Annotated in this window: 23 protein-coding genes; 14 read left to right on the forward strand and 9 right to left on the reverse strand. The window is 70.3% G+C overall.

Features of this window, described 5'->3' with window-relative positions:
• Positions 1-33: 33 nt before the first annotated feature.
• Entirely contained in the window at positions 34-810 is a 777-nt protein-coding gene (locus tag ACFQS1_RS22380) for a deoxyribonuclease IV (protein WP_378971438.1), read from the forward strand.
• A gap of 409 nt (positions 811-1,219) precedes the next feature.
• The gene (locus ACFQS1_RS22385) at positions 1,220-3,538 is read left to right on the forward strand and encodes a hypothetical protein (RefSeq protein ID WP_378971440.1); all 2,319 of its coding nucleotides are present in this window, start codon (positions 1,220-1,222) and stop codon (positions 3,536-3,538) included.
• 64 nt (positions 3,539-3,602) lie between these two features.
• Here ACFQS1_RS22385 and ACFQS1_RS22390 read toward each other — a convergent pair whose 3' ends face one another.
• The 3 genes from ACFQS1_RS22390 to ACFQS1_RS22400 form a co-directional block, all read right to left on the reverse strand.
• The gene (locus tag ACFQS1_RS22390; protein WP_378971443.1) at positions 3,603-5,147 is read right to left on the reverse strand and encodes a glycosyltransferase family 87 protein; all 1,545 of its coding nucleotides are present in this window, start codon (positions 5,145-5,147) and stop codon (positions 3,603-3,605) included.
• Positions 5,148-5,281: 134 nt separating this feature from the next.
• A complete protein-coding gene (locus tag ACFQS1_RS22395) occupies positions 5,282-7,831 on the reverse strand; it encodes a transglycosylase domain-containing protein (RefSeq protein ID WP_378971445.1) in 2,550 nt (849 codons plus the stop codon).
• Positions 7,832-8,191: 360 nt separating this feature from the next.
• On the reverse strand, positions 8,192-8,659 hold the full coding sequence (locus ACFQS1_RS22400) for a DUF5318 domain-containing protein (protein ID WP_378971448.1): 468 nt from the start codon (positions 8,657-8,659) through the stop codon (positions 8,192-8,194).
• Between the two features lie 158 nt (positions 8,660-8,817).
• Here ACFQS1_RS22400 and ACFQS1_RS22405 point away from each other — a divergent pair, with 158 nt between their 5' ends.
• On the forward strand, positions 8,818-9,447 hold the full coding sequence (locus ACFQS1_RS22405) for a PadR family transcriptional regulator (RefSeq protein ID WP_378971450.1): 630 nt from the start codon (positions 8,818-8,820) through the stop codon (positions 9,445-9,447).
• Positions 9,448-9,470: 23 nt separating this feature from the next.
• A complete protein-coding gene (locus tag ACFQS1_RS22410; protein ID WP_378971452.1) occupies positions 9,471-10,550 on the forward strand; it encodes an inositol-3-phosphate synthase in 1,080 nt (359 codons plus the stop codon).
• Between the two features lie 58 nt (positions 10,551-10,608).
• On the opposite strand, the gene ACFQS1_RS22415 is transcribed toward ACFQS1_RS22410, so the two are convergent.
• The 4 genes from ACFQS1_RS22415 to ACFQS1_RS22430 are packed head-to-tail and all read right to left on the reverse strand — an operon-like array spanning position 10,609 to position 13,146.
• A complete protein-coding gene (locus tag ACFQS1_RS22415; RefSeq protein WP_378971453.1) occupies positions 10,609-10,989 on the reverse strand; it encodes a hypothetical protein in 381 nt (126 codons plus the stop codon).
• Complete coding sequence (locus ACFQS1_RS22420; RefSeq protein WP_378971456.1) at positions 10,986-11,189, reverse strand: hypothetical protein; 204 nt, start codon at positions 11,187-11,189, stop codon at positions 10,986-10,988. The genes ACFQS1_RS22415 and ACFQS1_RS22420 overlap by 4 nt, the downstream gene beginning before the upstream one ends.
• Positions 11,190-11,221: 32 nt before the next feature.
• The gene (locus ACFQS1_RS22425) at positions 11,222-11,677 is read right to left on the reverse strand and encodes a methylated-DNA--[protein]-cysteine S-methyltransferase (protein WP_378971458.1); all 456 of its coding nucleotides are present in this window, start codon (positions 11,675-11,677) and stop codon (positions 11,222-11,224) included.
• 35 nt (positions 11,678-11,712) lie between these two features.
• Positions 11,713-13,146 carry a CCA tRNA nucleotidyltransferase gene (locus tag ACFQS1_RS22430; RefSeq protein ID WP_378971460.1) on the reverse strand — a complete coding sequence of 478 codons (1,434 nt, stop codon included), beginning with the start codon at positions 13,144-13,146 and terminating at the stop codon, positions 11,713-11,715.
• Between the two features lie 150 nt (positions 13,147-13,296).
• Between ACFQS1_RS22430 and ACFQS1_RS22435 the strand changes: the two genes are divergently transcribed.
• From ACFQS1_RS22435 to ACFQS1_RS22470, 8 genes are all read left to right on the forward strand, one after another.
• The gene (locus ACFQS1_RS22435; RefSeq protein WP_378971462.1) at positions 13,297-14,178 is read left to right on the forward strand and encodes a hypothetical protein; all 882 of its coding nucleotides are present in this window, start codon (positions 13,297-13,299) and stop codon (positions 14,176-14,178) included.
• Positions 14,179-14,311: 133 nt separating this feature from the next.
• Positions 14,312-16,063, forward strand: a complete 1,752-nt coding sequence (gene murJ, locus ACFQS1_RS22440) for a murein biosynthesis integral membrane protein MurJ (RefSeq protein WP_378971464.1) — start codon at positions 14,312-14,314, stop codon at positions 16,061-16,063.
• 178 nt (positions 16,064-16,241) lie between these two features.
• Positions 16,242-17,783, forward strand: coding sequence for a protein kinase family protein (locus tag ACFQS1_RS22445; protein ID WP_378971467.1), 1,542 nt, complete (start codon positions 16,242-16,244; stop codon positions 17,781-17,783).
• A 45-nt stretch (positions 17,784-17,828) separates the two neighbouring features.
• Positions 17,829-18,521, forward strand: coding sequence for an RNA polymerase sigma factor SigM (gene sigM, locus ACFQS1_RS22450; protein ID WP_378971469.1), 693 nt, complete (start codon positions 17,829-17,831; stop codon positions 18,519-18,521).
• On the forward strand, positions 18,518-19,414 hold the full coding sequence (locus ACFQS1_RS22455) for a hypothetical protein (protein WP_378971472.1): 897 nt from the start codon (positions 18,518-18,520) through the stop codon (positions 19,412-19,414). The genes sigM and ACFQS1_RS22455 overlap by 4 nt, the downstream gene beginning before the upstream one ends.
• A 127-nt stretch (positions 19,415-19,541) precedes the next feature.
• Positions 19,542-20,501: a thioredoxin-disulfide reductase gene (trxB, locus tag ACFQS1_RS22460; protein ID WP_378971475.1), complete on the forward strand. Its 960-nt coding sequence runs from the start codon at positions 19,542-19,544 to the stop codon at positions 20,499-20,501.
• A gap of 12 nt (positions 20,502-20,513) precedes the next feature.
• Positions 20,514-20,837: a thioredoxin gene (trxA, locus tag ACFQS1_RS22465; RefSeq protein WP_020511170.1), complete on the forward strand. Its 324-nt coding sequence runs from the start codon at positions 20,514-20,516 to the stop codon at positions 20,835-20,837.
• Between the two features lie 125 nt (positions 20,838-20,962).
• The gene (locus tag ACFQS1_RS22470; protein ID WP_378971477.1) at positions 20,963-22,114 is read left to right on the forward strand and encodes an N-acetylmuramoyl-L-alanine amidase; all 1,152 of its coding nucleotides are present in this window, start codon (positions 20,963-20,965) and stop codon (positions 22,112-22,114) included.
• Here ACFQS1_RS22470 and ACFQS1_RS22475 read toward each other — a convergent pair.
• Positions 22,111-22,779, reverse strand: coding sequence for a GNAT family N-acetyltransferase (locus tag ACFQS1_RS22475; RefSeq protein WP_378971479.1), 669 nt, complete (start codon positions 22,777-22,779; stop codon positions 22,111-22,113). The two genes, ACFQS1_RS22470 and ACFQS1_RS22475, sit on opposite strands and share 4 nt — an antisense overlap.
• A 186-nt stretch (positions 22,780-22,965) precedes the next feature.
• Between ACFQS1_RS22475 and ACFQS1_RS22480 the strand changes: the two genes are divergently transcribed.
• Both ACFQS1_RS22480 and ACFQS1_RS22485 read left to right on the forward strand, forming a co-directional pair.
• Entirely contained in the window at positions 22,966-24,276 is a 1,311-nt protein-coding gene (locus tag ACFQS1_RS22480) for an aminotransferase-like domain-containing protein (RefSeq protein ID WP_378971482.1), read from the forward strand.
• Positions 24,277-24,284: 8 nt separating this feature from the next.
• Positions 24,285-25,268 (forward strand): D-alanine--D-alanine ligase family protein, encoded by a 984-nt coding sequence (locus ACFQS1_RS22485; RefSeq protein WP_378971484.1) that lies wholly within the window; start codon positions 24,285-24,287, stop codon positions 25,266-25,268.
• A 119-nt stretch (positions 25,269-25,387) separates the two neighbouring features.
• Here ACFQS1_RS22485 and ACFQS1_RS22490 read toward each other — a convergent pair.
• Positions 25,388-25,578: hypothetical protein (locus ACFQS1_RS22490; RefSeq protein ID WP_378971486.1), on the reverse strand; the 191-nt coding region annotated here is incomplete at its 5' end.

The raw sequence follows: 25,578 nt of genomic DNA on the forward strand, positions 1-25,578 counted from the left end.
GAAAGCGTCGGACCCTCGTCGTAGGCTCGACCCATGCGCATCGGAGCCCATGTCGATCCGGCCGATCCCCTGCACGCGGCACGCGAACGCGGGGCCGACGCCGTGCAGTTCTTCCTGACCGACCCGCAGGGTTACAAAAACCCCAAACCGCGCGAGGATGCCGCGGCCCTGCGTGAGTCCGAGGTGGACATCTACATCCACGCGCCGTACATCGTGAATGTCGCCTCGCCCAACAACCGCATCCGGATTCCGAGCCGCAAGCTGCTCATGGCGCACGCCAAGGCCGCCGCCGAGCTGGGCGCGAAAGGCCTGATCGTGCACGGCGGCCACGTCGGCGCGGGCGCCGATCTCGCCGCCGGCTTCGAGAATTGGCGCAAGGCCTTCGAGTACGCGGAGTCCGACGGCGGCCTGCCGTTGCCGATCCTGATCGAGAACACGGCGGGCGGCGACAACGCATGTGCCCGCCGCTTCGACGACCTCGCCCGGCTGTGGGACGCCGTGGGCGGCTTCGGTGCGGGGTTCTGCCTCGACACCTGCCACGCGTTCGCCGGCGGGGAAGACCTGACCGGCATCGTCGACCGGGTCAAGGCGATCACCGGCCGGATAGACCTGATCCACGCCAACGACTCCAAGGGCGGCTTCGATTCCGGCCAGGACCGGCACGACAACCTCGGCAATGGCAAGATCGACCCGGAGTTGGTGGTGGCCGCCATCCGGGCCTCCGGCGCTCCGGCGGTCGTCGAGACCCCGGGCGGCGCCGAGGGTCAGGGTGCCGACATCGCCCTCCTGAGGGCGCGGGCGAGCCGCTGACCACGGGGTACTGGGGAGGACCATGACCACCGAGCAGCCGCAGGAGCAGCCGGCCACCGAGCCGGCCCCGCCCCGCGCCCCGGCGGCCGAGGCCCTGCGCCCCGCTGCCCCGGCTCCGCCACCCGGGCCGACGCACACCTCCATGCCCGGCGGTCCCCCGGCGCGCCCTTCGGCTTCGCCTTCCGCGCCGGGGCCGCTTTCCCCTTCCGCGCCGCCCTCCGCTTCGGCGCCGCCCTCCGCTTCCGCGCCTCCTTCTTCTCCTGCCTCGGCGCCGCGTTTCCCTTCGGCGCCGAGTGGGGGCCCGGGGGCGGGATCCGGCCCTCCGGTTCCGTCGGCTGCTCCGGCTGCTCCACCTGTTCCTTCGCCGGCTGCGGGCGTCGCGGGGAGTGAGGCGGATCGAGCCGCGCGCATGACGGCCGCGTTGGCGGAGCCGGCGGCCCGCTCGGCCGACGCCCCGTCCGGGTGGCGGCGGTTTCTGAGTGTCACCAGACGGCGACGCTCGGCGGTGCCCGCGCGCGAGCTTGTCGCGGTGGGCGCCGCGGTGGCACAGCCGTCCGATGTGTCCAATTCCGCGCCTGGTGCGACGGTTGCTCCACAAGAGACCCCGCCGTCCGCGCGGATCAAGGAGCCGCTCCCCACCGCTCGCCCCGCCGACGCCCCACCCGACCCCTGGACCGCCTTCGCCACGACACCCGAGCGGCCGCCCGGCCGCTTCCGCCGGGCGACCCGAAGATTCGGCCGCGCGCTCATCCATGAGTACGCGGTGGTCGTCTACGTCGCGCTGGCGCTGGCCGTGGCGATGACCTGGCCGGCTTTGCAGTACCCCCTGCACACCCTGCCGCAGGATCTCGGCGACCCCGCCCGTCAGGCCTGGCAGGTCGCCTGGAGCGGGCACATCCTGCTCACCGATCCGGTCAAGCTGTGGCAGGCCAACGCGTTCTTCCCGGTGCCCAACAGCTTCGCCTTCGGCGACAGCCTGCTCGGCTACGCCCCGGCCGGGATGATCGGCGAGGGCCCGCTCGCGGCCGCGCTGCGATACAACATCCTCTTCGTCCTGGCCCACGCGCTGTTGCTGATCGGCGCGTACGCCCTCGTCCGGCAGCTCGGCGCCGGCCGCACCGGCGCCGCTTTGGCCGCGGTCGCCTTCGCGTACGCGCCGTGGCGCCTCGCGCAGGAGGGCCACCTCGACATCGTCTCGGCCGGCGGCATCCCGCTCGCGCTGGCCATGCTGGCCCGCGGGCACGGCTGGTCGATGCGGCGCGGCTTCCGGCGTACGCATCGGCGCCCCGGCTGGGCCGTGGCGGGCTGGCTGGTCGCCGCCTGGCAGGTCAGCCTCGGCTTCTCGCTCGGGCTGCCGTTCCTCGGCGTGCTCGGGATCATCCTGCTCGTGCTGCTGGTGCGGGTGCCGATCCGCTGGTTGCGCCGACCCGCCGAGCGCCCGGTGCTGGGCTGGCGCCTGCTGACCACCGACGTCATCGGCCCGCTGATCGTGGCCGGCGTCGCCGCGCTGATCGCCCTTCCGTACTTCAAGGCCGGCGGCACCAGCACCGCCACCGCCGAGATCAAGTTCTTCTCGCCGCCGCTGCGCAGCCTGCTGATCGGCCCCGCCGAGTCGCGGCTGTGGGGCGGCCCGCACCAGGTGCCGCGCTCCTCGCTGAGCTGGCCGGCCGAGATGTCGCTGCTGCCGGGCTTCGTGCTCTACGCCCTGGCCCTGGCCGGACTGGCCTTCTCCATCTGGACGCTCTGGCAGCGCCTGCTGCTGCTGGCCGGCCTCGCCGCCACGATCATCCTGGCCCTGGGCACCAACTTCTTCGACGGCCGCTGGAGTTACCTGCCGCTCTTCGGCCACCTGCCGGCCGGGCTGGGCGTCCGGATCCCGGGCCGCCTCATGCTGTGGGTGACGCTACTGCTGGCCATCCTCGCGGCCGGCGCGGTTGCCGAGTTCGTCCGGCGCGCCGACCACTGGGCCGAGCAGCGCATCCCGCCGTGGCCCGGCCCGTGGCTGCGGCTGGCCACACTCATCCCGCTGGCCCTGGTGCTGGCCGAGGGCTGGGCCTCGACCGCCCACCCGGTCGTGCCCTACCAGCCGCGGGCGATGCGCACGGTCACCGGTCCGATGCTGGTGCTGCCGACCGCCGAGCTCACCGATCAGATGGTGATGCTCTGGTCGACGACCCGCTTCCAGCACATCGCCAACGGCGCCGGTGGTTTCGCCGCGGCGCATCAGGCCGAGATGCGCCGGTCGGTGCAGACGTTCCCCGACGCGGCCAGCATTCAATACCTGCGCACCCAGGGCGTCACCACGGTCCTGCTGCTGCGCGACTACGTGGCGGGCACCGCGTGGGAGCGGGCCGGCGACATCCCGGTCGACGGCATGGGCATCACCCGTGAAGACCTCGATGACGCGGTCCTCTTCCGACTGACCCCGCCCGGCCAGTCCGGTCAGCAGCCGGGCCAGCCCGGGGCCGGCCAGCCGGGCACGCTGCCGGGCACGGGCACGGTGCCCGGAAACGGCACGGTGCCCGGAAACGGCACGGTGCCGGGGGATGGCACGCTGCCGGGCGTGGGCACTGATCCGGGCACGGGTTTGCAGCCCGGGAGCGGCACGCTGCCGCGCGGGGAGAATCCGCAGCCGGGATTCGGCGGCATCGTGCCGACCTTCCCCGGCGGGCCCACACTCAACGCCCAGCCGGGTGGACCACCGAGGCTGATCGCCGCCGGCCGGTAGGAACCGAAAGCAAACAGCAGCCCGGGCCGAATCGCCCGGGCTGCTGTGGTTTACCGATGAGCGCTCAGCTGATGAGGGCGGGCTCCGCGGACGCCGGCGGCTCGGGCTCGGCGGCGTCGGCCGTCGCGTCCGGCTTCGGCTTGCGGCGGAAGACGTTGCCGAAGCCTTCGATCCAGCCGGCGTCCGGGCGGTTGAGGAAGCCGCCGTCCGGGTCCTCGTCCTGGTAGGTCTGCCGGACCACGTCGAGCTCGGGCCGCCAGATCTCGCGGATCACCAGGCCACAGAGGACCGCCACGGTGACCAGGCGCAGGGTCGAGGCGAGCACGAACGTGCCCTCGGGGATCACCGGCTTGCCCCCGGCGCCCATCAGCTCGGCGTAGAAGGCGGTGAAGTAGCCGAACTCGGCCACGGTCCAGGCGAGGATCGCGCCCCAACGCGGGCGGGCCAGCACGATCAGCGGCAGGAGCCACAGCACGTACTGCTGCGACCACACCTTGCTGAAGATCAGGAAGGCCGCGACGACCAGGAAGGCCAGTTGCGCCATGCGGGGGCGCTTCGGCGCGGCGAGCGCCAGGATCGCGATCGCGACGCAGGCCAGTCCGAACAACCCGTACGTGAGGATGTTGAGCGTCGGCACGTGGTTGCTGAGCCATTGGAACGGGCCCTGGTCCCCGCCCCCGCCGGTGTGCCACTTGCCGTCCAGGTAGCGGCCGACGTACCAGAACGTGCCCCAGTCGATGGGCCGTTCGCTGTTGAGCTGGAAGAAACGCAGCCAGCTGTCGTGCCAGAGGTACCAGACCGGGAAGTTGACCACGATCCACGTGCCGGCGGTGGCGAGGAACGCCCACAGCCATTTGTCCAGCGTGCGGGAGCGCAACGCCAGCACGAGCAGTGGCCCGAGGATGAACAGCGGCCACAGCTTGGCCGCCGCACCCAGCCCCAGGAACAAGCCGGCCCACGCCGGATGTCGTTTGGCCCACAGGTAGATGCCGACCGCGGCCAGCCCGATCGCCAGGAAGTCCCAGTTGACCGTGGCGGTGAAGAAGATGATCGGGGACAGCGCGAAGATCGCGGCATCCCAGGGCCGTCGCCGGCGCAACGCCAGGATCACGGCGGCGGTCATCACGGCCAGCGCCGAGAGCACCACCGCGTTCGCGTTGTAGAACCACCGGCCCTGGTTGATGTTGGGGTGCTTCACCCCGTACGCGTGCACCGGCAGGCCCAGCGCCCCCATGAAGTAGCCGGTGACGACCGGGTACTCCACCGGGTGGTCCTTGTACGGAACCTTGCCCTCGTTGAGCCCCTCGGCGTAATACAGCGCCAGCACGTCGGTGTAGCAGAACCGGGTGTACTGGATGTTCTTCTGCCAGTCGCCGGTCTGGCACGGCGACTTCTGCACCCAGGAGAACGCCAGCGTCATGCACATCAGCGCCATGATGATCCGCGCCGCCGTCCAGAACCGTCCGGGTTTCGCGTCCGGCCGCACGGCGTGCGCGCCGAGCGGGCCGCCGATCGCCTCGGAGAGGCCGCGTACGAACGAGTCGCCGGTCGCCGGAGCGCTCGGCTCGGCCTCGGGGCGATCGATGTCCTCGGACGGTTGGGTGCTCATGACAACGCATCATGCCGTATCGGGCGGCAATCGTCGGACACCACTTCCGGCGTATGTGAGAAAGCCTGATGAAACGGCAACGGCCGACACGCGCCCCGGAGGGCGCACGCCGGCCGCGCGCACGGGATCAGACGCTAATCGCCGCCATCTGCCCCCGCGGTTGTCTCTTGGTTGAACGGGTTCGTGACGTTGCCGCCGCCGGGACCGTTGCCGCCGTTGTTGTTGCCACCGCCCGGGCCGCCGTTGCCACCACCCGGGCCGCCGGGGCCGTTGCCACCGTTGTTGTTCCCGCCGTTGCCGTCGCAGGTCAGGCCGATCAGCGTGAGCGCGCAGTTGCCGGGGTTCGGCGGCTCGACGGGCTTGATGCCGTTGCCGAACTTCTCCGGGTCACCGGTGTTGACGCGCTGCGGGAAGTCGGCCTGCTTCCACTCGAGCGCCTTGGTGACCGAGTCGAGGAACTGCCTCCAGATCCTCGACGGCACGCCCGCGCCGAACATGTCCTTGAACCTGCTGCTGCTGTTCGGATCGTGCAGCTCGACCTTGTTGTTCTTGCCGCCGACCCAGACGGTCGCCGCGAGCTGGGGGATGCCGCCGACGAACCAACAGTCACCGGAGCCGGTGTGCTTGTCCTTGCCGTCGTTGTACTCCCAGGTGCCGGACTTGGCGATGCTCTCCCGGCCGTTGCGCAGGTCGCGATTGTCGACCTGGACGATCTTCTTCATCACGCCCTGGAGGTTGGCCATCTTGTCGGCGTCGAAGACCCGGGTGCCCGCGGTCTTCTCCGCGTTGATCACCTCGACCTTGCCGTCCTCCGGGTTGACCCGCTTCACCTGTCGGATGAAGTGCGCGTTGTGGTGCACGCCGCCACTCACGATCGTCGCGACGCCCTCGGCGTGCTCGAGCGGCACCACCCGGTACTGGCCGAACGCGACCTCGTTGTCGAAGTAGCCCAACTTCTCCCAGGTCGACTTGTCGGTCTTGGTGAGGTCGACCAGCTTGCCGTTCGGGAACTGCTTGTTGCCGTCGGTGTACATGTGCTTAATGCCGGCCGCCTTGGCCGCCGCGATGACCTTGGAACGGCCGATCGTGTCGGCGATCCAGTAGAACGGGAAGTTGTACGACTTGATCGTCGCCGTCTCGAGGTCACAGTTCTTCGGCTTGTTCTTGCAGATCGTGCCCGGGTCCGCGCCGGCGTTGTTGATCGGCTTGCCGTTGGGGCGCAGCTTGGTGCTGTCCCAGATGCTGTCGAAGGACAGGTCCTCCTGGAGACCGGCGGCGAGCGTGTAGATCTTGAACGTCGAGCCGGGGGACTGGCCGCCGACGATGCCGGAGCCGTCGCCGGCCATGTAGCCGCCGTAGTCGGTGCCGTTCGGGTTGTCGCCGCCGAAGTAGCCGAGCACCCGCCCGGTGTTCGGATCGATGCCGATCACGGCCGCCTGGTACGACTTCGGCAGGCCGTGCATGGGGGAGTCCTTGCTGGTGGCCGAGCCGGCTTCCTCGGCGGCCTTCTGCACCTCGGGGTCGATCGTCGTGGTGACGGTCAGGCCGCCCTGCTCGAACTCGGCCTCGCTGATGCCCATCTGGGCGAGCTCGGCCTTGACGTGCCGCAGGATCATGCCGACCGGCTTGTTGGCGGCGCAGGTCTTGCAGGCGGTCGCGGAGGGCTTGCGGACCGCCGGGTACTTCCGGGCGTTGTAGACCTCTGGGGTGATCCAGCCCATCTCCAGCATGTTCTTCATCGTGTACTCCCACCGCTCCTTGGCGGCCGGGAGGTTGTAGTTCGGATCGAAGCCCTTGTGCGCCGCGTTCGGGTAGGGCTGCTTGATGATCGAGGCGAGCACCGCGGCCTCGTACGGCGTGATCGCGTTCTTCTGACCGGCCGGTGTGGTCACCGACTTGCCGAAGTAGCCCTGCGCCGCGGCCTCGATGCCGTACCTGCCCTCACCGAGGTCGATGTAGTTCAGGTACATGCCCATGATCTGGTCTTTGTTGTACTGCGACTCGAGCTTGCGGGCGATGACCGCCTCGCGCAGCTTGCGGTTGATGCTGATGGCCTTCAGGTCGGCCGCGTGCCGCGCGTACTGCTGGGTGATCGTCGACGCGCCCTGGGTGGCCCCGCCGGTGAAGTTGTTCCACGCGGCCCGGACGATGCCCTTCATGTCGATGCCGTGGTGCGAGTAGAAGTTCTTGTCCTCGGCGGCCGCCACGGCGTGCTCGACGACCTTGTTGATCTTTTCCTCGGGCACCACCGTGCGGTTCTGCTCGCCCATGTTGGCAAGCACGGCGCCGTTCGCGTACTTGATCACATTGGACTGGTCCTCGCTTTTCGGCGGGGGCAGCGCCACGTCGTCGAAGAAGTAGGTGCCGCCGACCACGCCGGCACCCAGCAGGATGACCACCACGGCGGCCGCGGCGGTGAGGATGTTGGTGCGCCGGCGGCGCTTGGCCGCCTTCGACTTGTCCTTGCCGTTGCCGGGAGTGCCGGGGCCACCGGGCGCGTCCAATCCCGGGTTGGGCCGGACCGCCGCGCGGGCGACCGACGCTCGGGCGCCCACCGAGCCGGTTCCCGCGCCGACCGAGGCGCGGGCGCCCACCCGGGCGGAACCGGTGGTCCCACCCACGGGCGGGCCGCCGACGGACGCGCTGCCCACCGACGCCCGGCCCGGCACGGACGCGGCACCCACCTTGGCGGCACCCACAGACGCACGCCCGCCGGTACCACGGCGGTACGCGTCGGGCGCGGGGCGTGCCGCGGCCGAATATCGGCCGTCGGACACGTCGTCAGGCGCGGAGGCACCGGACCCGGGCACGCTGGCCCGGGCACGCGGAGACTGCGATTCGCCGTACGAGTTCATGCGGTCACACCTCGGTCACGGGGGCGCACGACGAAGGAGCCCTGGAGGGGCCCCCGCCGAAGACGCCACGCGCGGACGATTTGGGCTGCAAACCGGCAGCCGCCCTGTCGGATGTCATGAATGACCGATTGCGGCGCTGGATGCCCGAGTCGGTCGGGGTCGTGCACACGGTATCCGGATGGAACCACCTCATCGGCGGCCCTCCCGGCGTTGCGGCGACGACCCTGGCCCGCGGTGGCGGCCCGCGGGGGACGAGGCAACCGCCTCGTCCTGATCAAGCTCGTCGGCGGTCAGCGCGTCCCGGCCGAGCACGTACTGCTGGGCCAGGTGATTCCACGCGCAAGAGCGGCACACCTCCACGACGAACACCTGGAACTCACGCAGAGTCATCGCCAGGATGGGGAGCTCGGCCAGCTTTCGGGCCTGCCCGGCGGACTGCTTGAGTTCATCGCCGTAGATGTAATGCACGAGGGTGAGATTGTCGCGGCGGCAGACCGGACAGCGGTCGTCGGTCGGCTCGCCGTGGAACCGAGCTGCGTTTTTCAAGTACGGGGACGCGTCGCAGACCTCGAGCGTCGCGACTCGACCGTTGTGCACGTCACGCAGCACTGCCCGCTTCTGTAGCGAGTAGTCGACGACCTGCCGCTGCGTGCGCATGGCGAAGAGAGTACGCGGTCCGCGCGTGCGCGGCGACAGCCATCACTCAGCGTGGCGTGGCGGTCGCGTTAACGGGTTCTTCTTGCGTCCTTCACCGCGGCGATCTACGGTTGCGATGTATCGGGCCGATACATCGGGGTACGAGGAGGGGGTGGCCGATGTTGGAGTTGGCGATCCTCGGTCTCCTGCAGGAGACCCCGATGCACGGGTACGAGCTGCGCAAGGAGCTCGCGACCAAGCTGGGCACGATCCGGGCGGCCATCAGCTACGGCACCCTGTATCCGACCTTGAAGCGGCTCCAGACCGCCGGCTGGATCACCGAGTCGGCGTCGGATCCCTCGATCATCCCGCCGATGACGAGCAAACGCGGCCGGGTTGTCTACAAGATCACTGCGGAGGGCAAGGAGCGCTTCGCCGATCTGCTCGCCCAGGCCGGCCCCGAGACGTACGACGATGCCGGCTTCGGCGTGCACTTCGCCTTCTTCTCCCGCACCGATCGCGCCACCCGGCTGCGGATCCTCGAGGGCCGCCGGCGGCGGATCGAGGAGCGCCGCGAGGGCCTGCGCGAGGTTCTCTCCCGGGCCGGCGAGCGACTCGACGCCTACACGCTGGAACTGCAACGCCACGGACTCGACGCCTGCGAGCGCGAGGTCCGCTGGCTGGAGGAGCTCATCACCAACGAGCGCTCCGGCCGTGCGCCGGCCACCCCCGGCACTCTCGGCTTCCCCGACGACCTGTCTGGGGACGCACCCCCCGAATCCCCGCGTCCGCACGAGGACCGGCCGTGATGAACAACAAGGAGGCAAACGCGATGGGCTCCGTCCGCGTCGCCATCGTCGGTGTGGGTAACTGCGCCTCGTCCCTGGTACAGGGCGTGGAGTACTACAAGAACGCCGACCCCAACGACCGCGTCCCGGGTCTCATGCACGTGACCTTCGGCGACTACCACGTATCTGACGTGCAGTTCGTCGCGGCGTTCGATGTGGACGCCAAGAAGGTCGGCATGGACCTGGCCGAGGCGATCGTCGCCAGCGAGAACAACACGATCAAGCTGACCGACGTGCCGCCGACCGGCGTCACCGTCCAGCGTGGACCGACGTTCGACGGTCTGGGCACCTACTACCGCGAGATCATCGAGGAGTCGGCGGCCGAGGCGGTCGACGTGGCCCAGGCGCTGCGCGACGCGCAGGTCGACGTGGTCGTCTCCTACCTGCCGGTGGGCTCGGAGCAGGCCGACAAGTTCTACGCCCAGGCCGCGATCGACGCCGGCTGCGCGTTCGTCAACGCGCTCCCCGTCTTCATCGCCTCCAACCCGGAGTGGGCGCAGAAGTTCACCGACGCGGGCCTCCCGATCGTCGGCGACGACATCAAGAGCCAGGTCGGCGCCACGATCGTGCACCGCGCGCTCGCCAAGCTGTTCGAGGACCGCGGCGTCGAGCTGCTGCGCACGTACCAGCTCAACTTCGGCGGCAACATGGACTTCATGAACATGCTGGAGCGCAACCGCCTGGTCTCCAAGAAGATCTCGAAGACCCAGTCGGTGACCAGCCAGATCCCGCACGAGATGGTCAAGAGCGACGTGCACATCGGCCCGTCCGACCACGTGCCGTGGCTCGACGACCGCAAGTGGGCCTACATCCGCCTGGAGGGCCGCTCCTTCGGTGACACCCCGCTGAACGCCGAGCTCAAGCTCGAGGTGTGGGACTCCCCGAACTCGGCCGGCGTCATCATCGACGCCGTCCGCGCCGCGAAGATCGCCAAGGACCGCGGCATCGGCGGCCCGATCCTCTCGGCGTCGTCGTACTTCATGAAGTCCCCGCCGGTCCAGTACAACGACCACGACGCGAAGGAGGCCGTCGAGGCCTTCATCCGCGGCGAGATCGAGCGCTGACCGCCGCGATCATCGAGAAAGGCCGGGCCGCCGAGGCGACCCGGCCTTCTCCGTCCCTTCATTCGGTACGCATGAACGGCGCGAGCCGTTTCGCGATCTCGCCGACATCGTCCACTCGTCCGTCGAGGATCTCGCTCGTGAGCACCATCCGATCGAGCGGAGACATGGCAAGATCGGCGCCGCTCGTCTCGGCGAAAAACCCGGCGGCAGCCCAGCCGAAGCTTGCGTTCCACATGTCCAATGGCTCCCAGCGGATGATCGCGTGAAGGAGCGCAGCCGTCCGCTCAGGAACTGACTCGTAAGTCTGTCTCGTCATGATGGCGGAGTGCGGTCGCGCGGCCGCTGAGTAAAGGATGCCGGCGTCCCGCACCCGCGTGTACGGGGCGGTGGACTCACCGGTGAATGCAAGCAGCTCCTCGGCATCGATTCGCCGAGTCATCGGTTGCCCAGCGCACGGTAGAAGTCCGCATTCTCCACCTCGTCACGGCGGACGAATTCTCTGATCTGCTTGAGCCCCTCGGGGTCTCTCGTCAAGATCGCCCTGGCGAACTCGGGCTCACACCCGAGTGCGTATTGCAGGCGCTCGACGGCTCTGTCCAAGTCCTCGTCCGTCGACGGCTGCATGTCTTGGGTAGTCATAGAACAAGTGTTCTCTCGCCTATTAGCGTGCGTCAACCCCAAGCGCGTGCCAACGCGACCCCGGCCTCCAGCTCGAGCAGCCGCCGCTTGCGGTCGAGGCCGCCGCCGAAGCCGACCATCTTGCCGCCGGCGCCGACGACGCGGTGGCAGGGGACGATGACCGGGACGGGATTGTGGTTGCAGGCGGTGCCGACGGCCCGGGCGGCGCCCGGGTCGCCGAGCGCCGTGGCGATCGAGCCGTAGGTGACCATCTCGCCATACGGAATCTTGGCGATCTCGGCCCAGACGGCGCGCTCGAACTCGGAACCGCCGCGCAGCTCGAACGGCACGGTGAAGTCGGTCAGCTCGCCGGCGAAATACGACACCAGTTGCGCCGCGGCGGGATGGTCGGCGGACGGGCCGGGCGCGGCGCCGAAGCGCACGTTGATCACCGCGTCTCCGGCGACGACCACGCCGAGCGGGCCGATGGGTGAGTCGACGACGAACATGGCCCCGATTCTGCCCCGGGGGTACGACAAGACCGCTACGACGGAAGGTGGCCGTTGTCGCGGGCCCACTTGAAGAGCTCGGCCTCGGCCTCGTCCCGGCTGAGCGGCCCGCGGTCGAGGCGCAGCTCCTTCAGATAGCGCCACGCCTGGCCGACGATCGGGCCGGGTGGGACGCCGAGCAGCTCCATGATGGCGTTGCCGTCGAGGTCGGGGCGCACCCGGGCGAGGTCCTCCTCGGCCTCGAGCCGGGTGATCCGCTCCTCGAGCGCGTCGTAGTCGGCGGCGAGGTTGGCCGCCTTGCGCTTGTTGCGCGTCGTGACGTCCGAGCGGGTGAGCTTGTGCAGGCGCGGCAGCAGCGGTCCGGCGTCGGTCACGTAGCGGCGCACCGCCGAATCGGTCCACTCGCCCCGGCCGTACCCGTAGAACCGGAGATGCAGGGCGACCAGCTCGACCACATCCGAGATGACGTCCTTGGGGTATTTCAGGGCTTTCATCCGCTGCTTGGTGAGCCGCGCGCCGACGATCTCGTGGTGGTGGAAGCTGACCCGGCCGTCGCGGCCGACCGCCTTGGTGGCCGGCTTGCCGACGTCGTGCATCAGCGCGGCCATCCGCAGCACGAAGTCGGGCTCGGCAGACCCTTCGAGGCGGATCGCGTTCTGCACGACGATCAGGGTGTGCTCGTAGACGTCCTTGTGCTGGGCGTGCTCGTCGATCTCGAGCTTGAGCCCGGAGACCTCGGGCAGGAACCGGTCGGCCAGCCCGGTGTCGACGAGCAGCCGCAGCCCGGTGATCGGGTCGGCGGCGCACAGCAGCTTGGTGAACTCGTCCCGGATCCGCTCGGCGGTGATCCGGTCGAGATCGGCGGCCATGCGCGACATAGCCGAAATGACCGCTTCGTCCACTGTAAACCGGAGCTTCGCGGCAAACCGGGCAGCGCGCAGCATCCGAAGTGGATCATCGCCGAACGACACCGATGGCGCGGCCGGTGTGCGGATCACTCGCGCCGCGAGGTCGGCCAGCCCGCCGTACGGATCGGTGAAGACGTGCCCGGGCAGCGACACCGCCATCGCGTTGATCGTGAAGTCCCGCCGCTCGAGATCGTCGAGCAGCGACTTCCCATAGACCACGACCGGATTGCGCGACACCCCGTCGTACGCCTCGGCCCGGAACGTCGTGATCTCCAGCCGGAGGCCGTTCTTCTGCACGCCGATGGTGCCGAACTCGCGGCCGGTCTCCCAGATCGCGTCGGCCCAGCCCTGCACGACCGCGAGGGTCTGCTCGGGCGTGGCGTCGGTGCAGAAGTCGAGATCGTCGCCGAGGGCGCCGAGCAGCGCGTCCCGCACCGACCCGCCGACCAGGTGCAACTCATGGCCCGCGGACTCGAACCGGCGCCCCAGCTCGTCGGCGACGGGGGAAACTCGGAGCAGCTCGGCGACGGCCTTGCGCTGGGCGGCATTCAACACAGACATGGGGTTACAAGCCTAGCTGGCCTTCAGTCCGGTCTTGGGTGGTGGGCGGGGCGGTTGGATGGCTGGCCTTCAGTCCGGTCTTGGGTGGTGGGCGGGGCGGTTGGATGGAGGGCGTGGCACGACCGAATTTCAGCGGGCAGGATTGACGGCGTGCCCGTTTCCGAGGCGCTGCGAAGCCTGAGCGAGAACCCTGGGTTCTGGACCGGCGCCGGCGCGACCACCGACGACCCCGACCCGCGCGAGCTCCGGGTGACCTTCCCGGTCACCGGCGGATACGCTCTGGTCCTCGACATCGGCCTGCCGTCCGGCGAGCGCGCCCTCGGCCTGCGCGTCCCCGCCTCCTCGGAGCCGATCCAGCTGGCCTGGGCGCCCGCCGAGGGCCCGTATCCGGCCGCCCTGCGATGGTGGGAGCTCGATCTCTGCGCCCGGGTGACCGCCCTCGAGGACCCGACCCTGCCGCATCCGGGCCTGGTGGTGGCGCTGCTCTCCCCGTTCGCGCCGGCGACCCCGGACGACGACGGGGCCACTATCGGCGCGATGCGCGAGGCCGCGTACCGGTCGCTGCGCCGCGATGTGCCGCCCGCCCCGCCCCACGGTCCGGAGCAGGCTCCCCTTCCGCTCTTCGCGGGCGACGACTGGTGGCCGTCTCCACCCGCGGCTTCGCCGCAGGTGCTCGACGAGGCCACGATCGCGGAGATCACCCGTCCGACGTTCCGCTTCTCCGAGGTACGTCATGGGTCGCGCTTCCCGGGTGAGGAGCTGGCCCATCTCGTACGCCTGGCGTCCGCCCGCCTGGCCCGGCTGCCGGACGAGCCCTGGCACCCGGTCACCCGTCCGCTGACCCGGGAGATCCTCGACACCGGTGACCTGGCACCCGTTCCGGCCCTGCTCGGCGCGCTCACCGAGGCCGGTTGCGATCATCCGACGGTGCTGGACGCGCTGAGCGAGCCGCTGGTCCCGGTCGAGGCCTGCTGGATGGTGGAGACCCTGGCCGGCGCCGAACCCGGCACCCTCCTGCGCCGCCGGGTATGACGTACCCCTTTATGGTGACTCCGGTGAGGGCTATTCACGACGGTGGAGACCAAGCCGCCAACCTCGCTCTTGCTGCGAACTCACGGAGAGTCGTGAATAACCCTCAATTGTCGGGACAAGTCGGGAGGCTCGGGTGAACGGCGGCCTGTACCGCAGCGCGCACGCCACGCCGGATGGTGTGCGCCCGGTCGCCGAGGACGGCGTCACCCTGATCTCGGTGGACTCCGGAGTCATCGGTCAGGAGCAGGCGCTGCCACCGGAAGAGCTGCACGCGGACGGCGACGGCGGAACGGCCGGCAATTCCGCGATCATGGCGGCCGGCAGCCTGGTCAGCCGGCTCATCGGCTTCGTGCGCAACGCGCTGATCGGCATCACCCTCGGCGCGGGCATCGGCGACGCGTACACCAGCGCCCAGTTCCTGCCGGGGCAGATCTACGAACTGTTGCTCGGCGGCATCCTCTCCAGCGTGCTGATCCCGCTGCTGGTGCGGCGGCGCAAGAGTGACCCGGACGGCGGACTCGAATTCACCCGCAAGCTGCTCACCTTCGCGATCGTGTCGCTCGGCATCGCGACGATCCTGGTGGTGGCGGCCGCCCCGCTGATCACCGCGATTCAGGCCAGCAGCGACAACAACGCCGCCTACCGGGATCTGGTCACCCACTTCGCGTACCTGATCCTGCCGATCATCTTCTTCACCGGCCTGTCCGCGCTGATCGGCGCGGTGCTCAACGTGCGCGGGCACTTCGCCGCCCCGACCTGGGCGCCGATCCTGAACAACCTCGTGGTGATCGCGACCTGCGGCGTGTTCATCATGTTCTTCAGCAAGGACAACCTCACCGAAGAGACGATCAGCGGCGGCGCGATCCTGCTGATGGGCCTCGGCACCCTGCTCGGCATGGTGGTGCAGGCGATCGGCCTGCTCCCGGCGCTGCGCAAGGTCGGTTTCCGCTGGAAGTGGCGCTGGGATCCGCGCTCGCTCGGCCTCGGCGAGATCGGCCGGTTGGCCGGCTGGATGCTCTGCTACGTCGCCGCCAACCAGGTCGCCGTCTTCGTCGTGGTGCGCATCCTCAACCGGGTGGCCGACGGGGACAGCGCGAGCGTGCTGGCATTCAACAACGTCTTCCTGCTGACGATGATGGCGCACGGCATCATCGGCGTGTCGGTGATGACCGCGCTGCTGCCGAAGATGAGCGCGGCCGCCGCCGACGGCCGGTACGCCGATGTCAGCGCCGACCTGAGCCGCGGCATCCGGCTGACCGCCACCGCGCTGGCGCCGATCGCGGTCGTGTACGGCGTCCTCGCCGCACCCATCGCGGTGATGCTCTTCCAGGGCGGCAAGTACACCAACGCCAACGCGCTCGCCACCGGCACGGTGCTCGCCGTGGCCGCGTTCGCGGTCATCCCGCTCTCGATCAGCTACCTGTGCACGTACGCGTTCTACTCCCTGCAGGGCAACAAGACCGCCGCGTTGATCAATCTGCCGGTGGTGGCGGTGCGGATCGGGGCCTATCTGGTCTTCGCCGCGGTTCTCAGCAAGGCGCACTCGGCCGCCGGGATGACCGCCGGCAACGCGCTCTCCTATCTCGTCTCGGCGCTGATCTCGCTGGCCGTGCTGCGCCGCCGGATCGGCCGGCTCAACCTCGGCTCAGTCGCCGCGGCCCTGATGAAGGTGCTGATCGCCGCCGCGGTCGCCGCCGCGCTGGGCCTGCTGGTCGTGCACTTCCTGCCCGGCGCCGGCGCGCCGTCCGGCCGCGGCGAGGCTTTCGTGCAGCTGCTCGCCGGGGGCGCGGTCATCCTGATCGTCTACCTCGCGGCCGCGACTTTGCTCCGGGTGCGAGAAGTGAGCCAGGTGATGGGCATGGTGCGGCGCAAGCTCGGCCGCTGAGCTGCGGTTTTTCCGCCGTTGAGGCGGAAGTGCCCGCCATCCGGCCGCAGAATCCGAGGTGCCGCGCCGGGGGGACGACCTGCCGTACGGTGGCCGTGGGCGGGTATGGTCGGTGTCGGCATGCACAGCCTTTTGCGCCAGCGTGGGAAACCGCGCTGCGAGCACCGAGGGAGGACGGGTGACCCAGGTCGGCGAAGGCCACGAGACCGCGGCCGATGCGGACGGGCCGGTCATGACCTTCGGTGCACCCACCGTCGGTGAGATCCTGGCCGAGCGCTACGAGCTCCAGGAGCACGTGAACGACGACAGCGCGGGCCGGCAGGTCTGGCGCGGCGTCGATGTCGTGCTGCGGCGGCCCGTCGCGGTGGTCTTGCGTTATCCCGGTGGCGACTCCGCCACCGAGATGCTGCAGGCCGCCGTCGACGCGAGCCGGGTGATCCACCCCAACCTGGTCGGCGTCTACGACGCGATCGACGAGGGCGCCCGGGCGTATGTGGTGCGCGAGTGGGTCGATGGCGAGTCGCTGCGCGAGATGGTCTCCGAGGAGGGTCCGCTGGACCCGGCCCGGGCGACCGCGATCGCCCACTCGATCGCCGACGCGCTCGCCGCGGTGCACGCCACCGGCATGGTCCACGGCAACGTGCACCCCGGCACCACGCTGATCGCCGACGACGGCCGGGTGGTGCTCGCCGACGCGCGGGCCGATTCGGCCGACAGCACCGAGGGCGACATCCGGGCCGTGGGCGGCCTTCTTTACTACGCGCTGACCGCGCACTGGCCGCAGACCGAGGTGAGCCACTCGGCGCTGCCCGACGCCACCCGCGACACGTCCGGCAACCCGGCCGCCCCGCGCCAGATCCGCGCCGGCGTCCCGGCCTACCTCGACGACCTGACGATGGATCTGCTCGACCGGCGGGTCGCGGCGCCCGCGGCCGACGCGCTCGCGGCCGAGCTGGCCCGGCTCGACGCGGCCGCCGACGACGACTACGAGGACGTCGGCCCGCTGCGCTTCACCCAGGGCAACGCGACGTCCGAGCCGGCGCGCAACAATTCGAAGATCGTGGTCGGGGTCGCGGCGCTGGTCGTCATCGCGATCGTCGGCCTGGTCTTCGGCATCCGCGCGATCACCAGCTCCAACTCCTCGGGTGGCAAGACGACCACGGCCCAGGTGGGCGGCACGCCGAACGGCGACTCGTCGACCGCGTCCCAGGCTCCGGTGGCCAACCCGAAGAAGATCCCGCTGACCGCCGACATGGTGCGCATCGTCGACCCGCCGCACGGCGACCGGATGGACACCGGCCAGGCGGCGAACACGGTCGACAACGACCCCGACACCGCCTGGGTGACCCAGCGCTTCAAGCAGTCCAACTTCGGCACCCGCAAGCCGGGCATGGGCGTGCTGATCAACCTGGGCGCCCCGCGCTCGCTGGCCGAGGTGCGGGTCGAGATGTCCACCCCGGGCGTGACGATGGACATCCGGACGGGCACGACCGACCCGGGCGACACGTCCTCGGGTGACGACAAGATCGTCAAGACGTACAAGAAGCTCGAGGACGACGCCGAGGGCAAGACCGACGGCACCAACCGGGTCTTCTCCGCGTTCAACCCCGACCAGAAATACCAGTACGTCCTGGTCTTTCTCACCGACCTGCCGCCGGCCGACGACGGCAACGGCGGCTTCAAGGTCGCGGTCAACAAGATCGAGGTGTACGGCTACTGATCGGCAGGGTCGCCGGGCCGTTCGCGACTCCGATAGCTTGTCAGCGTGGATCCGCAGGGTGGCGCGAGCGACGCCGATCTTCTGCGCGCGCATCTCGACGGCGACGCGCGGGCGTTCGCCGTGCTGGTCCGCCGCCATCGTGACCGGCTCTGGGCGGTCGCCTTGCGCACGATCGGCGACCGCGAGGAGGCCGCCGACGCGGTGCAGGACGCGCTGCTGTCGGCGCACCGCAACGCGGCGAAGTTCCGCGGCGACGCGGCCGTCACCACCTGGCTGCACCGCATCGTGGTGAACGCCTGCCTCGACCGGATCCGGCGGCGGCAGGCCCACCCGACCGTGCCCCTGCCCGACGGCAACCGCGGCGACGACCGCCCGTCCGCTCCCGAGCCGGCCGCCCCGGCCGAGGATCACGACACCGCGCTGGTGGTGCGGCAGGCGCTGGCCGATCTGCCGGCCGAGCAGCGGGCCGCGATCGTGCTGGTCGACATCCAGGGCTACCCGGTGGCCGAGGCCGCCGCGATGCTCGGCGTGGCCGAGGGCACGATCAAGAGCCGCTGCGCCCGCGGCCGGGCCCGCATGGCACTGGCCTTGAGCAGCCTGCGCGGCCACGAGCCGGCGGCGCGGGGAGATCGGGGTCACGCCGCCGAGGGGAACCAGCAGGCCGCCCAGGCCGTCTCATCCGGACCGGGTGCGGGCCGACCGCTGCCCACGTCGGGCGAGGGGAGGGACGAGAGGTGACCGGGGCCGAGTTCCGCGGGGTCGACATCGACCTGCTGGCCGACTACATCGGCGGCGCCCTGGCCGGCACGCCCGACGAGTCCGTGGTCGCCACCCTGATCGCCGACGACCCCGCCTGGCGGGACGCCTACGAGTCGCTCAGCGGCGGCATGGCGGCGGTCCAGGCCGAGCTGGGCCAGTTCGAGCCCGAGCCGATGCCCGACGACGTGGCGGCGCGGCTGGAGGAGGCGTTCGCCGCCCCGCGAATGACCCTGGTGCGGGACGCGGGCGACGCTGCCGACGCCGTACGGGAAAAGGAATTTGATCTGGCGAAGCGCCGGGCGGGTCGTCGGCTGCGCTGGGTCACCCCGATCGCCGTGGCCGCCGGGGCCGTGGCCTTTGTCGGGTTCGGCCTCGACTATCTCGCCGGCCGCGACACCTCCTCGGCTGACAAAGCCGCCACCACCGCCGGCGGCGCGGCCGATTCGGCGGCCCGCCGGGACAACAACGCGCCGGCCCCGGCGCGGGCCGAGTCGGGACCCGGAGCCGCCGTCGCCGGAAAGGGCGAGGCCCCCCGGCCGCCACAGATCCTGGCAACCGGCACGAACTACTCGGCACAGACGCTGGCCCTCGCGCCGGCCCAGATCCTGTCCAGCCGCTCCGCCGCCGCTCCGGCGCCGCTGGCCCGGCTGAACGCCACGGCCACGCTGCAGCAGTGCCTCGACCTGATCGCCGCGGCGAACGGCGCCGGTCCGATCACCACCGAGACGGTGGACTACGCGAAGTTCGAAGGCAAGCCCGCGATCGTGGTGCGTTTCACCGCCGGCAACGGCGCCTGGGCCTGGGCCAGCGGCCCGTCCTGCGGCACGGTGAGCGGCCACGCGGACACCCTGGCCAAGGTCCCGGTACGCTGAGCGACACCCCCCGGTGAGGTGGGCCACGGCCCGCGCGAGGGGGGAATGGTGTGTGCCTAGCATGGCGTTCTAGCGTGCAGTGTCGCCGGGCCTTCACCCGGCGATTTCAGACGACAGGGAGTCGGCAGTGGACGAGGTCCGCAATCTGATCATCATCGGTTCGGGGCCGTCCGGCTACACCGCGGCGCTGTACGCGGCCCGGGCGAATCTCAAGCCGCTCGTGATCGAAGGCGTCCAGTCCGGTGGCGCGCTGATGACCACCACCGAGGTGGAAAACTTCCCGGGTCACCGCGACGGCATCCTGGGCCCCGAGCTCATGGACAACATGCGCGCGCAGGCCGAGAAGTTCGGCGCCGAGTTCATCACGGACGACGTGTCCCGCGTCGAGCTCACCGACAAGCCGACCGAGGCCGGCACCGAGGGCCTCAAGACGGTCTGGGTGCACGACAAGGAATACTTCGCCCGCGCCGTGATCCTCGCGACGGGCTCCGCGTGGCGCCCGATCGGTGTGCCCGGCGAGCAGGAGCTGCTCGGCCACGGCGTCTCCTCCTGTGCCACCTGTGACGGCTTCTTCTTCCGCAACCAGCACATCGTGGTGGTCGGCGGCGGCGACTCGGCGATGGAGGAGGCGACCTTCCTGACCCGCTTCGCCGAGACGGTCACGATCGTGCACCGCCGCGACACGTTCCGGGCCAGCAAGGTCATGCAGGTGCGGGCGATGAACAACCCGAAGATCAAGGTCGAGTGGAACTCGGTGGTCGAGGAGATCCTCGGCGAGGATGGGAAGGTCACCGGCGTCCGGCTGAAGAACGTCAAGTCCGGCGAGAGCAAGGTCCTCGACGTGACCGGCGTCTTCGTGGCGATCGGCCACGACCCGCGCAGCGAGCTGTTCAAGGGCCAGATCGAGCTCGACGACGAGGGCTACGTGAAGGTCGACTCGCCGTCCACCCGCACCAACATCCAGGGCGTGTTCGCCGCCGGCGACCTCGTCGACCACACCTATCGTCAGGCCATCACGGCGGCCGGCACGGGTTGTGCCGCGGCGCTCGACGCCGAGCGTTTCATCGCCTCATTCGTAGAGCTGTAAAGGGAGGTCGTCGTGGGAGCAGGCAAGCCCGTGACCGACGCCACGTTCACAAGCGACGTGTTGCAGTCGGACAAGCCGGTGCTGGTGGATTTCTGGGCGGAGTGGTGCATGCCCTGCAAGAAGGTCGACCCGCTGCTCGGTGAGATCGCCAAGGAAATGGGCGACAAGGTGGAGATCGTCAGCATCAACATCGACGAGAACCCGGAGACCACGCGCGCCTACCGGGTGATGTCGGTGCCCACGCTGACCATCTTCAAGGGCGGCGAGCCCGTCAATTCGGTCACCGGCGCCAAGCCGAAGAGTGCCCTGGTCAACTTCATCGAGTCGGCTCTCTAGGCCAATCCGTCACGCCCCGCATCCCCTGGGATGCGGGGCGTTGCCGTCCGGTGGGGGCGGCGTCACCGGAGTACGCTCCGAGTCGTTCTTCCTTTTCCCTCGGACCTCATTCAAGGGAGTCGCGCGTGCGTTCCATCCGACGTGGAGACAGCGGCCCGGCCGTTGCCGAGATCCGATCCATCCTGGTCGGCCTGGAGCTGCTTTCCGAGGAGGGATCGGAGGTCTTCGACGACGCCACCGACCACGCGGTGCGGGCATTCCAGCAGAGCCGCGGAATCGGGGTGGACGGCCTGGTCGGTGACGAGACGTGGGGCGCGCTGGACGCGGCCCGCTGGCGGCTCGGCGCGCGCACCCTGTTCCACTCGGTGCCCAACGCCCTGGTCGGTGAGGACGTGCGGACGCTCCAGGAGCGGCTGCTCGAGATGGGGTACGACACCGGACGCGCCGACTCGATCTACGGGCCGCGCACGGCTCGTGCGGTCGCGCAGTTCCAGCGCGAGGTGGGTCTCACCCAGGACGGCTCCTGCGGTCCGCAGACCATGAAGGCGCTGCGCCGGCTCGGCCGCAAGGTCGTCGGGGGCCGGCCGCAGTGGCTGCGCGAGGCCGAGGCCTTCCGCCAGGCCGGCACCAACCTGATGGGCAAGACCATCGTGATCGACCCGGGCCACGGCGGCGGCGAGGATCTCGGCGTGGTGGTCCCGGAGGGTCCGCTGCGCTGGACCGAGGCCGATCTGGTCTTCGACCTGGCCGCGCGGCTCGAGGGGCGGCTCGCGGCGGCCGGCATGCGGGTGCACCTGACCCGCGGCCCGCACCCGGCCCAGCCGATGACCGGCGCCGAGCGGGCCACGCTCGCCAACAGCCTGGGGGCCGACCTGCTCATCTCGTTGCACCTCGACGGCCACCACAGCGAGGCGGCCCACGGCGTGGCGACGTACCACTACGGCACCGGCAACGGCCTCAGCTCGACGGTCGGCGAGCGGCTGGCCAACCTGGTGCAGCGCGAGATCGTGGTGCGGACCGGCATGCGCGACTGCCGGATCCACTCGAAGACGTGGGAGCTGCTGCGGTTGACGCGCATGCCCGCCGTACGCGTGGATCTGGGTTATCTGACGTCGCCGATCGACCGGGACCGCTTGGTCAACCCGCTCTTCCGCGAGCAGATCGTGGAGGCGATCCTCGCCGCGGTGCAGCGCATGTACTACCCGGTCGAGATCGATGTGCCGACCGGGTCGATCGACGTGCGACAGCTGCGGGTGGCGCTCGGCGCCGGCTCTTAATTCTCGACGCTGCGTGTCGCGGTCGCCGGCCGCACCGGGCGCAGCAAGGTCTCGGGGCTCATCGAGCCGAGCAGCTTCTCGAGCGCGTACTCGACGTCGGACTTCCACGACAGGGCCGTGCGCAACTCGAGGCGCAGTCGCGGATAGCGCGGATGCGGGCGAACCGTCTTGAAGCCGACGGAGAGGAAGAAATCGACCGGCGCGACGCAGCCAGCCTGCTTCTCCTCGTCCGCCTCGCCGAACTTCGCGTCGCCGAACGCCTCGATCGCCTTCACGCCCCGCTTGGTGAGATCGCGGGCCACGCCCTGCACGAGCATGCGTCCCAGGCCGCCGCCGGCGAACGCGGCCACCACGTGCGCGGTCATCAGCAATGCGGCGTCCGCGCTCACCGGCGAGGTGGGGAAGGCCATCGAGCGCGGGACGTACGCCGGTGGGGCGTACATCACAAAGCCGGCCGGCATGCCGTCGACGTACGCCAGCTTGCCGCACGCGCCCCACTCCAGCAGCGTCTGCGAAACCCACGCCTCCTTTTCGAGGCCGGGATCGCCGGTGGCGCAGGCCCGCTCGGCGGACACCGGGTCGAGCTCCCAGAAGACGCACTCCCGGCAGGGACGAGGAAGATCCTCAAGCGTGTCCAGGGTGAGGTTGACCAGGCGCCGCGACACTGCAATCCCCCTCTTTCCGGGCGGCGCTCCGCTCCTGTCCCGTGCCTACCCCGCGCCCCCGCGAGGATCCTACGCCGCAAAATCCATGAACGGGACCAGGTCGGGCATCCGGCCGGTTAACCGAGGGCCTTTGCAGCGGCCGCCGTCTACCATTTGGGGTTCCGGCATGCCTTAGGGAGGGCACAGATGACCGGCACCACCCAGGACGATTACACCGATGTGTACGCGCGACGCGTGCGCGGGATGACCACCTCCGAGATCCGCGCCCTGTTCGCCGTCGCCAGTCGTCCGGAGGTGGTGTCGCTGGCAGGCGGCTCACCGTTCATCGCCGCCCTCCCCCTCGACGCCGTCGGCGAAATGCTCGGCAGCCTCGCCGCCGACCAGGGCGCGGTCAGCCTTCAGTACGGCATCGGCCAGGGCACGATCGAGCTCCGCGAGCGCATCTGCGAGGTGATGGCGCTCTCCGGCATCCACGGCGCCTCCCCCGACGACGTGGTGGTCACGGTCGGCGGCCAGCAGGCGATCGACCTGCTCGCCCGCCTCTTCCTGGACCCGGGCGACGTGGTGCTCGCCGAGGGGCCGAGTTACGTCGGCGCACTCGGGGTCTTCCAGGCCGCCCAGGCACAGGTGCACCACGTGGCGATGGACGACGACGGGCTGATCCCGTCGGCGCTCGAGGAGGCCATCGCCTCGGTGGCGCGGTCGGGACGCCGGGCGAAGTTCCTCTACACGATCCCGACCTTCCAAAATCCGGCCGGCGTGACGCTCTCCGAGGAGAGGCGCGAGCAGATCCTCGACATCTGTGCACGGGCCGGGCTGCTGGTGGTGGAGGACGACCCGTACGGAATGTTGTCCTTCGAGGGTGACGCGCCGTTGCCGTTGCGTGCCCGCCGGCGCGAGGGCGTCTTCTACGTCAGCACCTTCTCCAAGACTTTCGCGCCCGGCCTGCGGGTCGGCTGGATCCTGGCGCCGCACGCGGTCCGCGAAAAACTCGTGATGATGAGCGAGGCGAACGTGCTGTGCCCGAGCGCGTTCGCCCAGGCGGCGGTCACGCAATACCTGACGGCCATGCCGTGGCGCGAGCAGATCAAGTCGTATCGCGAGATCTACCGCGAGCGTCGCGACATCCTGCTGACCGCGATGCGCGACCTGATGCCGGCCGGCACCACGTGGACCCATCCCACCGGCGGCCTGTTCGTCTGGGCGACCCTCCCCGAGGGTCTGGACTCCAAGGCGATGATGCCGCGCGCCATCGCGGCGCGCGTCGCTTACGTGCCGGGCACGGGCTTCTATGCGGACGGCACCGGCACGAGCAACATGCGGCTCAATTTCTCGTACGCGTCGCCCGAGCGCCTCCGTGAGGGCATCCGGCGGCTGGCCGGGGTGATGGAGCAGGAGCTCGCGATGCGGGCGGTCTTCGGTCCCGCCGCCGCGGCGCACCACCACCGTCGCCGGGGCGCGGCCGCCGCCGACGCTCCCGGCCCCGACTTGGCATGATCAGTCCCATGGCTTCGGTCGATCCTGTCGCTTCTGTCGCATCCGGAGAAGACGTGCGCGTAATGGTTCTGGCGGGTGGGCTCTCCTACGAGAGGGACGTGTCGCTGCGCTCCGGCCGCCGGGTCCTCGACGCGCTGCGGGCGGTGGGCGTCCACGCCGAGATGCACGACGCGGACGTGACGCTGCTGCCGGCCCTGCGGGAAGACCCGCCCGACGCGGTGATCATCGCCCTGCACGGCGCGACCGGCGAGGACGGTTCGCTGCGCGGCGTGCTCGACCTGTGCGGCGTGCCCTACGTGGGCTGTGACGCCCAGGCCTCCCGCCTGGCGTGGGACAAGCCGTCCGCCAAGTCGATGCTGCGCGAGGCCGGCATTCCGACGCCGGACGGGGTGGCGTTGCCGCACGATCGGTTCTCCGAGCTGGGCGCGGTGGCGGTGCTCGACCGGATCGTCGAGCGTCTGGGGTTGCCGCTGATGGTCAAGCCGGCCCAGGGCGGTTCGGGCCTCGGCGCCGCGGTGGTCCGGGAGGACGCGGACCTGCCGGCCGCGATGGTGGGTTGTTTCGCGTACGACTCCACGGCACTCGTCGAGAAGTTCGTCCCCGGCAAGGACGTGGCGGTGTCGATCGTCGACCTGGGTTCGGGCCCGCAGGCGCTGCCGATCGTCGAGATCGTTCCTCGCGACGGCGTGTACGACTACGCGGCCCGCTACACGGCCGGGCTGACGACGTGGCACACCCCGGCGCGGCTGGACACGGAGACGGCGGCCCGGGTGTCGGAGACGGCGCTGGCGGCGCACAAGGCGCTGGGGTTGCGGGATCTGTCGCGGGTCGATCTGATCGTCGCGGAGGACGGGTCGCCGCAGGTCCTCGGCATCAACGTGTCGCCCGGGATGACGGAGACTTCGCTGCTGCCGCTGGCGGTGCAGGCGGCGGGGATGGATCTGGGGCAGATCCTGGCGACGCTTGTTTCGCGGGCGGTAGCTCGCGCGTAGGGGTTTGTTGGGGCGGCCTTGGCTCGCGCTGTGCGCGACGAGCCGGGGCCGCCCTTGTTATGTCTGGTGTTGTGTCTGGCGCTGACGCCCGCACCCGTGGCTGGCCGTCCTCTGCGCGGTTAGGAAGTCCGGGTGGCGCCGCTCTCGGCCGCGATCGCCGGCGCGCCGTCCGCAGCCACACCGGCGCTGCCGTCCGCAGCCACGCCCGCGCTCGCGCTCGCGCCGCCGCCCGTAGCAACCGCCGAAACGCCGTCCGCAGCCACGCCCGCGCCGCCACCCACAGCCGAGCCCGCGCCCGCGCCGCCGCCTG

It is taken from the genome of Paractinoplanes rhizophilus (genome assembly GCF_042664765.1).
Classification (GTDB): Bacteria; Actinomycetota; Actinomycetes; order Mycobacteriales; family Micromonosporaceae; genus Actinoplanes; species Actinoplanes rhizophilus.